The 13786-nt window shown below is 49.1% G+C and carries 12 protein-coding genes and 1 pseudogene; 4 read left to right on the top strand and 9 right to left on the bottom strand.

From position 1 onward, the window contains the following. Positions 1–39: 39 nt before the first annotated feature. A complete protein-coding gene (gene yvcK / locus FEK50_RS12970; protein ID WP_130214903.1) occupies positions 40–948 on the top strand; it encodes a uridine diphosphate-N-acetylglucosamine-binding protein YvcK in 909 nt (302 codons plus the stop codon). A 191-nt stretch (positions 949–1139) separates the two neighbouring features. On the opposite strand, the gene uvrB is transcribed toward yvcK, so the two are convergent. From uvrB to bioB, 5 genes are all read right to left on the bottom strand, one after another. Beyond that, on the bottom strand, positions 1140–3161 hold the full coding sequence (uvrB, locus tag FEK50_RS12975) for an excinuclease ABC subunit UvrB (RefSeq protein ID WP_130205097.1): 2022 nt from the start codon (positions 3159–3161) through the stop codon (positions 1140–1142). A gap of 574 nt (positions 3162–3735) precedes the next feature. Beyond that, positions 3736–4416, bottom strand: coding sequence for a dethiobiotin synthase (gene bioD, locus FEK50_RS12980; protein WP_131162143.1), 681 nt, complete (start codon positions 4414–4416; stop codon positions 3736–3738). Further along, positions 4409–5164, bottom strand: a complete 756-nt coding sequence (bioC, locus tag FEK50_RS12985; protein ID WP_131162142.1) for a malonyl-ACP O-methyltransferase BioC — start codon at positions 5162–5164, stop codon at positions 4409–4411. The genes bioD and bioC overlap by 8 nt, the downstream gene beginning before the upstream one ends. After that, complete coding sequence (bioF, locus tag FEK50_RS12990) at positions 5148–6305, bottom strand: 8-amino-7-oxononanoate synthase (RefSeq protein ID WP_131162141.1); 1158 nt, start codon at positions 6303–6305, stop codon at positions 5148–5150. The genes bioC and bioF overlap by 17 nt, the downstream gene beginning before the upstream one ends. Next, complete coding sequence (gene bioB / locus FEK50_RS12995) at positions 6302–7342, bottom strand: biotin synthase BioB (RefSeq protein WP_000951213.1); 1041 nt, start codon at positions 7340–7342, stop codon at positions 6302–6304. The genes bioF and bioB overlap by 4 nt, the downstream gene beginning before the upstream one ends. Positions 7343–7428: 86 nt before the next feature. Here bioB and bioA point away from each other — a divergent pair, with 86 nt between their 5' ends. From bioA to FEK50_RS13010, 3 genes and pseudogenes are all read left to right on the top strand, one after another. Then, complete coding sequence (gene bioA, locus FEK50_RS13000; protein WP_130259787.1) at positions 7429–8718, top strand: adenosylmethionine--8-amino-7-oxononanoate transaminase; 1290 nt, start codon at positions 7429–7431, stop codon at positions 8716–8718. A gap of 58 nt (positions 8719–8776) precedes the next feature. Further along, complete coding sequence (locus tag FEK50_RS13005; protein ID WP_000767391.1) at positions 8777–9253, top strand: kinase inhibitor; 477 nt, start codon at positions 8777–8779, stop codon at positions 9251–9253. 375 nt (positions 9254–9628) lie between these two features. After that, positions 9629–10054, top strand: a pseudogene (locus FEK50_RS13010) (IS3 family transposase); the annotation flags it as partial. An 86-nt stretch (positions 10055–10140) separates the two neighbouring features. Here the strand turns inward: FEK50_RS13010 and FEK50_RS13015 are convergent. The 4 genes from FEK50_RS13015 to FEK50_RS24325 form a co-directional block, all read right to left on the bottom strand. Then, positions 10141–11427: a YadA-like family protein gene (locus FEK50_RS13015; protein ID WP_165489005.1), complete on the bottom strand. Its 1287-nt coding sequence runs from the start codon at positions 11425–11427 to the stop codon at positions 10141–10143. Positions 11428–12493: 1066 nt separating this feature from the next. Continuing rightward, the gene (locus FEK50_RS13020; RefSeq protein ID WP_131162139.1) at positions 12494–12787 is read right to left on the bottom strand and encodes a hypothetical protein; all 294 of its coding nucleotides are present in this window, start codon (positions 12785–12787) and stop codon (positions 12494–12496) included. Between the two features lie 10 nt (positions 12788–12797). Further along, the gene (locus tag FEK50_RS13025) at positions 12798–13481 is read right to left on the bottom strand and encodes a tail fiber domain-containing protein (protein ID WP_131162138.1); all 684 of its coding nucleotides are present in this window, start codon (positions 13479–13481) and stop codon (positions 12798–12800) included. A 12-nt stretch (positions 13482–13493) separates the two neighbouring features. After that, a partial coding sequence (locus tag FEK50_RS24325) for a hypothetical protein (RefSeq protein ID WP_240783260.1) occupies positions 13494–13786 on the bottom strand: 293 nt, incomplete at its 5' end.

Below are 13786 nucleotides of genomic sequence, written 5' to 3' on the forward strand. Positions count from 1 at the left end.
CGCTACTGTAGCGCGGATAATCTGACTTCAGGAATGTATATGCGCAATCGTACGCTGGCTGACCTTGATCGTGTCGTTGCTCTCGGCGGGGGGCATGGACTGGGACGCGTTCTCTCATCACTTTCGTCTTTAGGCTCTCGCTTAACGGGTATCGTCACCACCACGGATAACGGTGGCTCGACGGGACGTATTCGTCGCTCGGAAGGCGGAATTGCCTGGGGCGATATGCGCAACTGTCTCAACCAACTGATAACGGAACCGAGCGTCGCCTCCGCGATGTTTGAATACCGTTTTGGCGGCAATGGCGAGCTTTCCGGTCATAATCTCGGAAACTTGATGTTAAAGGCGCTGGATCACCTTAGCGTGCGGCCTCTGGAAGCCATCAATTTAATTCGTAATCTGTTGAAAGTGGACGCGCAATTAATTCCGATGTCAGAGCATCCCGTTGATCTGATGGCCATTGACGATCAGGGACATGAAGTTTACGGCGAGGTCAACATCGACCAGCTAACTACGCCGATTCAGGAACTACTGTTAACCCCCAACGTACCTGCCACCCGTGAAGCGGTGCTGGCAATTAATGAGGCTGACCTGATAATCATCGGGCCAGGCAGTTTTTATACCAGCCTGATGCCAATCCTGCTGCTTGAGGAAATGGCGCAGGCACTACGCCGCACGCCAGCCCCGATGGTTTATATTGGCAATTTGGGAAGAGAATTAAGCCTGCCTGCGGCGAATCTGAAGCTTGAAAACAAGCTGGCGATTATGGAGCAGTATGTCGGTAAAAAGGTGATTGATGCGGTTATTGTTGGGCCGAAGGTCGATGTTTCTACAGTTAACGACAGATTAGTCATTCAGGACGTACTGGAGGCCAGCGATATCCCCTATCGTCATGACCGCCAGTTGTTACATAACGCACTGGAAAAGGCATTACAGGCTTTGGGTTAACGGAAAGCCGAAAGAAAATTCCGGCTTCTTATTGAAGACAAAGTACACGTTGTTCATGCCGGATGCGGCGTGAACGCCTTATCCGGCCTACAAACCGCGCAAATTCAATGTATTGCAGAGATCATGTAGGCCTGATAAGCGTAGCGCATCAGGCAATTTTGCTTTTGCCATCTCTCTTCTTCGTTATCCTGTCACGAAGCCGCAATAAACAACTCACGCAGCTGATGCAACTGGTCACGAATTTGCGCCGCCTCTTCGAACTCCAGATTTTGCGCGTGTTGCATCATCAGCCCTTCCAGTTCATGGATTTTCTGCTGCAACGCTTTAGGCGACATATCCATCGGTACATTATCCGGCTCAACAATCGGACGCGATTTTCCTCTGCCCTTCGCTTTGGTTTTGGCAATGTTCTGCCCCAGCGCCAGGATATCGACCACTTTCTTGTTCAGCCCTTGCGGCGTAATTCCGTGTTCCTCGTTGTACTTCTGTTGTTTCTCGCGGCGACGTTCGGTTTCGCCAATCGCTTTCGCCATTGATGGGGTGATCTTATCGCCATAGAGAATCGCTTTACCGTTGACGTTACGCGCCGCGCGACCAATGGTCTGAATCAATGAACGTTCGGAACGCAGGAAGCCTTCTTTGTCTGCGTCGAGGATCGCCACCAGCGAAACTTCTGGCATATCCAGACCTTCGCGCAGTAAGTTGATCCCCACCAGCACATCAAACTCGCCCAAGCGCAAGTCGCGGATAATTTCCATACGCTCGACGGTGTCGATATCCGAGTGAAGATAACGCACGCGTTCACCGTGTTCTTCCAGATATTCGGTGAGATCTTCCGCCATCCGCTTAGTCAACGTCGTGACCAGTACGCGTTCGTTAATTGCCGCCCGCAGGCGAATTTCTGAGAGAAGATCATCAACCTGGGTCGCTACCGGGCGCACTTCGATAATCGGGTCCAGCAGCCCTGTTGGACGCACGACCTGATCCACCACGTCGCCACCGGATTTCTCCAGCTCGTAATTACCGGGTGTTGCAGAAACATAGATGGTTTGCGGGGCTAATGCTTCGAACTCTTCAAATTTCAGCGGACGGTTATCCAGCGCCGAGGGCAGGCGGAAACCGTACTCCACCAGCGTCTCTTTACGCGCCCGGTCGCCTCGATACATGCCGCCAATTTGCGGAATAGTGACGTGGGATTCATCGACCACCAACAGGCCATCGGCGGGGAGATAATCAAACAGCGTCGGCGGTGGCTCACCGGGTCCACGACCGGAAAGAAAGCGCGAATAGTTTTCAATGCCTGAGCAATAACCGAGCTCGTTCATCATCTCCAGATCAAACTGGGTACGCTGAGTCAGGCGTTGTTCTTCCAGCAGCTTGTTATTTGCCAGCAGCACTTTGCGCCGATCGGCCAGCTCTTCTTTGATCTCTTCCATCGCCTGCACAATACGTTCACGCGGGGTGACGTAGTGTGTTTTCGGATAGATGGTAAAGCGGGGGATGGTTGAGATAATCTGCCCAGTTAATGGGTCGAAAAGCGACAGCCGCTCTACCTCTTCGTCGAACAATTCAACACGTAGCGCAACGTCGTCGGACTCCGCCGGAAAAATATCAATCACTTCCCCGCGAACACGGAAAGTCCCGCGCTGGAACGCCTGGTCGTTACGGGTGTATTGCAGTTCCGCCAGGCGCCGCAGAATCGCGCGCTGATCGATAATCATGCCGACCGTCAGATGCAGCATCATCTTAAGATATAAGTCAGGGTCGCCCAGACCGTAGATGGCTGAAACAGAGGCGACCACCACCACATCGCGCCGCTCCAGCAAAGCTTTGGTCGCTGAAAGCCGCATCTGTTCAATATGTTCGTTTACCGAGGCATCTTTTTCAATGAAGGTGTCCGAGCTCGGCACATAGGCTTCCGGTTGATAGTAGTCGTAGTAAGAGACGAAGTATTCCACCGCATTTTCCGGGAAAAATTCTTTCATCTCGCCGTACAACTGGGCTGCCAGCGTTTTGTTGGGCGCCAGCACCATCGTCGGGCGCTGAAGGTCGGCAATGACGTTAGCAATGGTAAATGTTTTCCCGGAGCCCGTTACGCCGAGTAGAGTCTGGTGAGCCAGGCCATCTTCAAGCCCTTCTTCGAGGCGTCGAATTGCCTCAGGCTGATCGCCAGAAGGTTTAAAAGAGGAATTCAGTTTGAACGGTTTACTCATGAGTCGCTACCTGAAGGAGTGGGCGGGCAGGTATGTAATTTTACTCGTCGTGTTTAATAATGCCAACAAATTATACTGGATAAAAAAACAGTTTCACGCCACATTATTTCTGTTACACCGTCAACGAAGGTATCAATCATGAGCATAATTTGCTCAGTGACGAGATAAAACTCCAGGATTGCGGGGTTATCCCCAAAGCAACGGCTTTTTTAACAATTGTCAAGATGGCTGATGACGGATTTATGGCAAGAGATGTCACTTTCATGACTGCCATTGCTTTTATATAATTAATTGAAAAATAACAAATATTTCCTTAAGCCTTCTTTCGCGTCAATTCGCGTGCAAGCCGCGTATTCTCTCGCTTGCATCGCGTTTTCTAACTCTAATGCACATGGTTATCCACAGGAATAGTGGATAACTGCCTGCAGCCCGTATGCCCTGCCGCCTGGGCAATTCCCACACTAACCGCATATTGTGGGGGTAAATATTTTTTCTCAATTCTTTTGAAATTTAATTGGTTGAATTGCAGGCAGCAGACGACGCGATCTCGCTCGCAATTTAACCAAATATATTGCTACAACAATGCGGTGAGATTGAGGTACTTTCCGGTTAGCGCGTTTTCAGGGGGTTCATCAAGCCATGGGATCTCCCCAAGCAGCGGTGCGGAAATCATCCGCTTGAGCGTGGCCATATATTCAGCGTGACGTTTGCCCGGTGGAGTCACATCGTTCGCTACCCACCCTGCAAGGGTAAGTCCGGCTTGCTGTACAGCCTGTGCGGTCAGCATCGCGTGATTAATACAGCCGAGTTTCACGCCCACAACCAGTATCACTGGCAGTTGTTCTTGCATTACCCAATCCGCGAAAGTGAAAGACTCAGAAAGCGGCGTAAACCAGCCTCCTGCACCTTCTACCAGTACCCAGTTTGCATGCTGTGCCAGCGCGTGTAACCCGGCGCTCATAACCACGGGGTCGATGGGTCTGCCCTCTTGCGCGCTGATGATGTGCGGCGAGGTCGGTTCTGCGAAGGTGTAAGGGTTTACCGTGGCGTAATCCAGTTGCAGGCTACTGTTGCGTTGCAACGCCAGTGCGTCGCTATTACGTAAGCCTTCTACTGTCATTTCGCTGCCGGAGGCAACAGGTTTGTAACCTGCCGTCCGGTAGCCTGCCGCCTTCGCGGCTTGTAAAAGTGCGCAGCTGGCGACGGTTTTCCCCACTTCGGTATCCGTTCCGGTGACAAAATAACGTTTACTCACGAGCAATCACTCCCAAAAAAAGATGATACGTCAGAGGATATCGCCCCTGTTGTTGCGGCCAGGCCAGTTGCAATCGCTGCAACTGCGAACGCGTTAATATTCGCGGGTCGCGCCCTTCATGAAGATGCGTTGCGCCAATGCCTTTCAGCGAACGCATGGCACTGAGCGCATCATCAAACCACAGCGTGATGGGCTGAATATAATGTTGATAATGCACGGCGTTTAGCGACTGTTCGATTTCATCTGGCGGTAAAAAGCGATTAGCATGCGGGCGCTCGTCCACCGCCTGCCACGCCTGATGCAGTTCGGGTAACGATCCCTGCACCAGCGTGGTAAACGCGACCACGCCTCCGGGGCGCACCACCCGATACAGCTCGCGGAGTGCCATGGATAAATTACCGCACCACTGCACCGCGAGATTGCTCCATGCAAGATCGAACGTCGCAGTCGCTAACGGCAGGGATTCGATATCGCCTGCCAGATAATGATCTGCGGCATCTTGTTGGCGTGCCTGCGCAAGCATAAGTGGCGAGAGGTCTAACGCCGTCACCTGTGCATGACGTTCGCGCCAGTGGCGGCTCATCCAGCCAGGTCCACAGCCAGCATCCAGTACATGGGGGTATTTACGCTGTGGGAGCATTGCCAGTAATGCATCGGCACTCTGGCGCTGTAGATCTGCGTGTTGCTCATAGTGCGCGGCTGCCCGACCAAATGCCGCCGCAATGGCTTGTTTATTGACCGTTGCCATGCAGCACCTCCAGCAGGCGGTCGATATCCTGTGTTTCATGTGCCGCAGTCAACGTCAGGCGCAGTCGCGCAGTGCCGACGGGTACGGTTGGCGGGCGAATCGCCGTGACCCAGCAGTCTTGCTGGCGCAGTTTTTCTGCCAGTTGTAACGCACGGCTGTTATCACCGACGATTAATGGCTGGATGGCGCTACGTGAATCCGCAAGAGTAAACGGCAAACCCTGCACTCCGGCACGAAAACGCGTAATGAGTGCCGCCAGTTTTTCGCGCCGTGCATCACCCTCATCACTACGAATGACCGCCAGCGATGCACGTAATGCCTGCGCCTGAGCGGGCGGCATACTGGTGCTGTAGATAAGATGGCGGGCGAATTGCAGCAGATAATTCGCCACGCTATCAGAACAAAGCACCGCCGCGCCGCTGACGCCAAATCCTTTGCCAAAAGTGACTACCAGCAGTTCCGGCTTCACCTTTTGCTGCCAACAACTGCCTCGCCCCTGTTCACCGATAACCCCCGTGCCGTGGGCATCATCGACCATCAACCAGCCATTGTGCTGTTGCGTTACCTGTTGAATTTCCGTAAGCGGCGCGCTATCGCCGTCCATACTAAACACACCTTCTGTCACCACCAGTTGCTGCCCCAGACAGGAGGCAGCAAGCAGACGTTCCAGATGAGCGACATCGTTATGAGTAAAACGGCGAAGCTGCGACGGGCTTAAACTGGCAGCCTCCAGCAAGGAGGCGTGGCTAAGCCGGTCGGCAACAATACGATCCTCTTTCGCCATCATCGCAGTAATGACCGCCTGATTAGCGGCAAAACCAGAGATAAACAACAGCGCCCGCGAATAGCCCAGCCACTCGGCCAACTCTTCTTCCAGCGACTGATGCGCCACGCTATAACCGCTGACATGACCGGAACCGCCGCTACCGACGCCAAATTGTTCCGCCCCCTGCTGCCAGGCACGGATAATTTGCGGATGATGGCTTAAACCGAGGTAATCATTGCTGGAAAAGTTCAGATACTGGCGCTCGTCCGCCACCAGCCAGCGTCCGGCTCCTTGCGCCACCGGATAACGGCGACGCAGGGCATCGGCAGCACGCCGCGCATCGAGCGCCGCGTTGATTTTCTCCTGCCAGCTCATAGTGCTGCCGCGTTGTAATATTCGTCGGTGTCCGGGGTCATCAGCGCCTGCTCCAGACGCTGTTGTTGCTCGTTATCGCCCGCCAGAACGGCGGTTTGCTGCGGATTCAGCCCCAGTTTGCGGAACAGTTGCAGGTCTTTATCTTCTTCCGGATTCGGCGTAGTCAGCAGTTTGCAGCCGTAGAAAATCGAGTTTGCGCCAGCCATAAAGCACATTGCCTGAGTCTGTTCGTTCATCTGCTCACGTCCGGCAGAAAGGCGCACGTAAGAGGTCGGCATCATGATCCGCGCTACGGCAATGGTGCGAATAAAATCAAAGGCATCGACATCATCGTTATCGGCCAGAGGCGTGCCTTTCACCTTCACCAACATGTTGATTGGCACGCTTTCCGGCGGCGTCGGCAGGTTTGCCAGTTGCAGCAATAATCCGGCACGATCTTTTACTGTTTCGCCTAAGCCGACAATGCCGCCAGAACAGACTTTGATCCCGGCATCGCGCACTTTTTCCAGCGTATCGAGACGTTCCTGATAAGTGCGTGTGGTGATGATATTGCCGTAAAACTCCGGCGAGGTGTCGAGGTTGTGGTTGTAGTAATCCAGCCCGGCATTCGCAAGGCGCTGCGCCTGAGATTCACTCAACGTACCCAGCGTCATACACGCCTCCAGGCCCATCGCTTTTACCCCCTGCACCATTTGTTCCAGGTACGGCATATCGCGTTCGTGGGGATTCTTCCACGCCGCGCCCATACAGAAACGCGTCGATCCCGCCGCTTTCGCTTTGCGCGCCGACTCCAGCACCTGTTCGACTTCCATCAACCTCTCGGCTTCCAGTCCGGTTTTGTAGCGCGAGCTTTGCGGGCAATATTTGCAATCTTCCGGACAAGCTCCGGTTTTAATCGACAGCAAAGTGCTGACCTGCACCTGACGAGGATCAAAATGCTGGCGGTGGACCTGCTGTGCTTCAAACAGCAGATCCAGCAACGGTTTTTCAAATAATTCTGTGACTTGCGACAATGTCCAGCGTGGGCGGTGAGCCATGGGGCTTCTCCAAAACGTGTTTTTTGTTGTTAATTCGGTGTAGATTTGTAAACCTAAATCTTTTCAATTTGGTTTACAAGTCGATTATGACAACGGACGATCTTGCCTTTGACCAACGCCATATCTGGCACCCATACACATCCATGACCTCCCCGCTGCCGGTTTATCCGGTGGCGAGCGCCGAAGGTTGCGAGCTGATTTTGTCTGACGGTAGACGCCTGGTTGACGGTATGTCGTCCTGGTGGGCGGCGATCCACGGCTACAATCACCCGCAGCTTAATGCCGCGATGAAGTCGCAAATTGATGCTATGTCGCATGTGATGTTTGGCGGTATCACCCATGCGCCAGCCATTGAGCTGTGCCGCAAACTGGTGGCAATGACGCCGCAACCGCTGGAATGCGTTTTTCTCGCGGACTCCGGTTCCGTGGCGGTGGAAGTGGCGATGAAGATGGCGTTGCAGTACTGGCAGGCCAAAGGCGAAGCGCGCCAGCGTTTTCTGACCTTCCGCAATGGTTATCATGGCGATACCTTTGGCGCGATGTCGGTGTGCGATCCGGACAACTCAATGCACAGCCTGTGGAAAGGCTATCTGCCAGAAAACTTGTTTGCTCCGGCTCCACAAAGCCGTATGGATGGCGAATGGGATGAGCGCGATATGGTGGGCTTTGCCCGCCTGATGGCGGCGCATCGTCATGAAATCGCGGCGGTGATCATTGAACCGATTGTCCAGGGCGCAGGCGGGATGCGCATCTACCATCCGGAATGGTTAAAACGAATCCGCAAAATGTGCGATCGCGAAGGTATCTTGCTGATTGCCGACGAGATCGCCACCGGATTTGGTCGTACCGGCAAACTGTTTGCCTGTGAACATGCAGAAATCGCGCCGGACATTTTGTGCCTCGGTAAAGCCTTAACCGGCGGCACAATGACCCTTTCCGCCACGCTCACCACGCGCGAGGTTGCGGAAACCATCAGTAACGGCGAAGCCGGTTGCTTTATGCATGGGCCAACGTTTATGGGCAATCCGCTGGCCTGCGCAGCAGCAAACGCCAGCCTGGCGATTCTCGAATCTGGCGACTGGCAGCAGCAGGTGGCGGCTATTGAAGTACAGCTGCGCGAGCAACTTGCCCCCGCCCGTGATGCCGAAATGGTTGCCGATGTGCGCGTGCTGGGGGCAATTGGCGTGGTCGAAACCACTCGCCCGGTGAATATGGCAGCGCTGCAAAAATTCTTTGTCGAACAGGGCGTCTGGATCCGGCCTTTTGGCAAGCTAATTTACCTGATGCCGCCCTATATTATTCGCCCTGAACAGTTGCAGCGCCTGACCGCAGCAGTTAACCGAGCGGTACAGGATGAAACATTTTTTTGCCAATAACGAGCAGTCAGCCTGAAGGTTTCTGGCTACACTTTCTGCAAACAAGAAAGGAGGGTTCATGAAACTCATCAGTAATGATCTGCGCGATGGCGATAAGTTGCCACATCGTCATGTCTTTAACGGCATGGGTTACGATGGCGATAATATTTCGCCGCATCTGGCTTGGGATGATGTTCCTGCGGGAACGAAAAGTTTTGTTGTCACCTGCTACGACCCGGATGCGCCAACCGGCTCCGGCTGGTGGCACTGGGTAGTGGTTAACTTACCCGCTGATACACGCGTATTGCCGCAGGGGTTTGGCTCTGGTCTGGTAGCAATGCCAGACGGCGTTTTGCAGACGCGTACCGATTTTGGTAAAACCGGGTACGATGGCGCCGCGCCGCCGAAAGGCGAAACGCATCGCTACATTTTTACCGTTCACGCGCTGGATGTAGAACGTATTGATGTCGATGAAGGTGCCAGCGGCGCGATGGTCGGGTTTAACGTCCATTTCCACTCTCTCGCCAGCGCATCGATTACCGCGATGTTCAGTTAATCACTCTGCCAGATGGCGCAATGCCATCTGGTATCACTTAAAGGTATTAAAAACAACTTTTTGTCTTTTTACCTTCCCGTTTCGCTCAAGTTAGTATAAAAAAGCTGAACGAGAAACGTAAAATGTTATAAATATCAATATATTATATTTGATTTAGCATAAAAAACAGACTACATAATACTGTAAAACACAACATATGCAGTCACTATGAATCAACTACTTAGATGGTATTAGTGACCTGTAACAGAGCATTAGCGCAAGGTGATTTTTGTCTTCTTGCGCTAATTTTTTGTCATCAAACCTGTCGCACTCCAGAGAAGCACAAAGCCTTGCGTCCAATGCAAAGCTTTGTGTGTCTGTTTTGTCTCAACAACCACTTCAATTATCTATCTGTTTAACCGGGATATTATCTCCTACAGCCTGTCAGAAAGGCCGGTGATGGAGATGATTAATACGATGCTGCACGATACATTCTCAGTCCTCGGGCCGGAGGATACACCGTTGCTGCACACGGATCAGGGCTGGCAATATCGAATGGCAGGCTATCAGGCAAAGTTAAAGGTCCATGGAATGACACAAAGTATGCCGCGAAAGGGAAACTGTCTGGATAACGCAGTGATGGAGAACTTCTTCGGCACACTGAAATCGGAGTGTTTTTACCTGAACAGGTTCAGCGATCTGAATGAATTGAGGAAAGCGATAGAGGACTATATTCATTATTATAACCACGAGCGGATCAGCCTGAAATTAAAAGGCCTGAGTCCGGTAGAATACCGAACCCAAGCCCTGAAAGCCGCTTAAAATGAATTGTCCAACTTTATAGGGTCAGTCCATAGACTGCAGGCTTTTAGATTACGTAATTTAAAAACAATAGTTATAGAAACAAATTACCAGCCTACAGCAATACCCCCTCCGACTACTGCTCCATCAGTATTATTCCACGAAGACGATGCACGAATATTGGTGTTTTCATTAAGTTTATATTGAACACCAACAGCTACTGCATTACCGTTTCTATAGTTACCAACCCCAACACCGGCACTAAATGTCTGATTATTCACATACGGGATATTGGTCATTGCTGCCACAGAAGCAATACCTGCATTAGCTTTTTTAGCATTAGCTTCTATCTTATCATTCAACTGCTTAAATGTTGAATTTATCTTCCCATCAATTTGGTTAAATTTTGCATCAGTATATGCGAATGATTCTTGTTTTGCTGATTGTATGTTTTTATTAATAACGCCGTTATTTTTCGTAACTTCCTGATCAGTGTATGCCATTGATTCACTTTTCGCATTATTAATATTCTGATTTATCACAGCATTGTTTTTGGTAACTTGCTGATCTGTATATGCCATTGATTCGCTTTTGGCATTATTGATATTCTGATTTATCACAGCATTATTTTTGGTAACTTGCTGATCTGTATATGCCATTGATTCATTCTTGGCATTACTGATGTTTTGATTAATTACAGTATTATTTTTAGCTATCTCATTCCCGGTATAATCTTTCAGCTGCTTAACGTTAACGCCATCAGTATCCTCAGTGCCTGCGGCAACATGAGTTAATTGTCGATTAGTGTTACCCGTACCAAAAGATACACTATACTCTCTGTCAGTTGTACTTCCCCCGCCGATGGCAACACTATTATTATGTTCAGCCACACTCTGTGAGCCTAGTGAGATAGCATTTTCTGCAGTAGATGTAGCCCCTACACCAATAGCTAATGTATCTCCTGCAGTCGCCTGGGCGGAAGAACCAAATGCAACACTGTTCTCTCCAGTTGCTTTAGACGCAGCACCTACACTTGTAGAATTAGCGACTGCCTCACTACCCGCACCATTTGCAATAGCTGAATCACCGTTTACTTTACTAAATGAACCGATGGCTACCGAGTTATTTCCAACAACATTTGCATTTGCGCCAATAGCTGACGATGAGTTACCTTGAGATGAAGAATATGAACCAATTGCAGTATTATAGTCTCCTTCTGTTTTTGAAACAGCACCTATTGCTGTAGAAGAAGAACCTGAAGCATTTGCATATGCACCAATAGCTGTCGCATTACTATCAGTTGCCTGGCTATTATCACCGGCATTATAAGAATTATATGCATAAGTATTTGCTGAAACTGCAAACATAACAGAGGCTACGAATATTTTTTTCATGAACATTCAATCTTTTAAATTGATAGATAGACAGGATTTAACACCATTGAATAGTGCTCTAAAAATAAGCGGTGGGATTTTATTTATATGATTTATGAAATTCAAGAATTATCTTATATTCAAGAAATAGATAAAGGTTACAAGAAAAATCGATATAACAATAAAGTTACACTCAGAGGTTAATAAAAACACAATTAATACACATAAAATGATTAGCACATCTTATGATTAAGGTGTCTTTATCAAACAAAATACACACGCTCACTTCATAAAACAACTCATTGTTATTTTTCCTCTCAGAATTGAACAATTTTAAAACACAGATTCATAAAGAAAAATTCACATTGCCCGCATAACAATAAAATCTCTCCCACTCAAAATATTGCTATTTTGTTGCACTGCAAATCTATATAACGTTCAAATTTTACACTAAAATTATATAAATAACCATTCATGTTATTAGCCCTCAATTAATTGAGGACTAAAATATACCTATCGAAATAAAATATGAGGGAGTTGATATTTATTCATTTATATACATAAGAATGCAGCAGCTTTTATCTCGCCTTAGCTCATACGCAATAAACCAACTATTCAATATTAAATGCGCATACAAAAGAACGAATAGTTATGCATTTTTAAATCGTGTGCTGACAAATTTATAAAAAAAACACCACCAACCACATCTATACTTGTCAAGTAAGGTATAGCCCGGTTTAATGGCATTCGATACCTTTCTAAACTGTAAGCAGCAAAAAGTTCTACTTAACATGCACCAGGGTTGGGGAGACAGCTAACGACCATTTTGATCATTTATCAACCGGTAGCATCGATAACAAATTAATATGCCCCTGCACACCATACAGAAAGTTGACCAACCACTGTACGATCTTGTATATGGTGTGCCCGCGACATATCGCAGAAATGATTATTACATGACAGGAATTACAGGCTACTCAATATCTGGGACGATTGGCATATTGCGCATGATTTAACAGAACTCGGTGCTTATTCCTGGCAACCTGAAGCGGCACCGCGTCCTCCGTTGCATTTACAGCCACCTTTTTCACCCACGATTAATCAACATCCAGACCAGGAGACACGCCACCACCGGCACCGCAAAATCCATCAGACTTGCCATATCCCACACGCGCGGATCAAAACCACCCCACCACGGCATATTCATACGCTTGCCATGCCCGAACATTTCAATCCAGCGATATTCTGCCTGGGTATGTTCACGCGCAATGAAGAACGTACAACCAGCTATCGCCCCGTAAGCCCAGTTTCCGGTAAAAAGGCCAATCAGTACCTGCGCAGCCACAGCACAAAGCGCGTGAAGGAAAGGTGTTATATCCATTACTCCTCCTTTATCCAATATCGCTTCGGGAAGTTAATAACAACTTTAATTCTGACTCAAGTTCATCAACTCTTTCAGTCAGTTTCTGGATATGGTGAATCAGTGGAACAACCAGACGTTCGTACATTACACCTTCGGCAACAAGGCCATTGCTGGAAATGGTTTCCGGTGCATCATCTTCGTTAGCTGGTCGCCAGTGAACAAACTGAGGGGCAATTTCTCCTACTTCCTCGGCAATCAATCCATAGAATCCCCAATCGCGCCTGTCATTTTCGCATTGCGACCTGTACCACACAGGGCGCATCTTGAAAATGAGATCGGCGTGCTCTGAATCTATCGTCTCTACTGAATGTTTATAGCGGATAGACGATGTTGACCGCAGCACAGACGAAATTGCAGGGTCAGGATTAAGATAAAGGTTTGCCGCCGCTGTAGTCGTGGCCAAATTCCATAAATAAAACGCTTCACGACCTGTCAGTGGATAAAAATCTCCGCCATAACGACCACTTTCCAGATCGTTCACTTCCACTTTGTTTTTCAGCTTATTATCAACTTCAGTTTTTGTGTATCTGGAGCTGATATCCTGCTTTGCACTGGTCATCTCAGTCTGAAGCGTTGATACTTTTCCGTTAATTGAGGAAATATCTCCCTTTAGCGTGGTGATGTCTCCCGGAATTACTGTTTTTGTAACCATTGTCTTACTCCATTAAGCCCATGTCCTTACATGCTGATCTGTCGTAATGAAAGGCATTAAAGAAGATATGTTTTTACTGCCATCAACAATCCTCATGTTTACGAAAAAACCACCGCGCTCAATGCCTGTACATCTTTCGTTTTCTGGCTCCTCGTAATCGATAATGCAGCCAATAACATCAACAAGAACCCCATTTTCTTCTTCAAGACTGAACAGGCCACTGTCATATACAATTGCGTTAAACTGTTTGTAGTGGCACAGTAAATTTGGCCACCTGATTAAAGGTGATATTCTCACCTCAACAC

It is taken from the genome of Escherichia sp. E2586, from assembly GCF_005781105.1.
GTDB lineage: Bacteria > Pseudomonadota > Gammaproteobacteria > Enterobacterales > Enterobacteriaceae > Escherichia.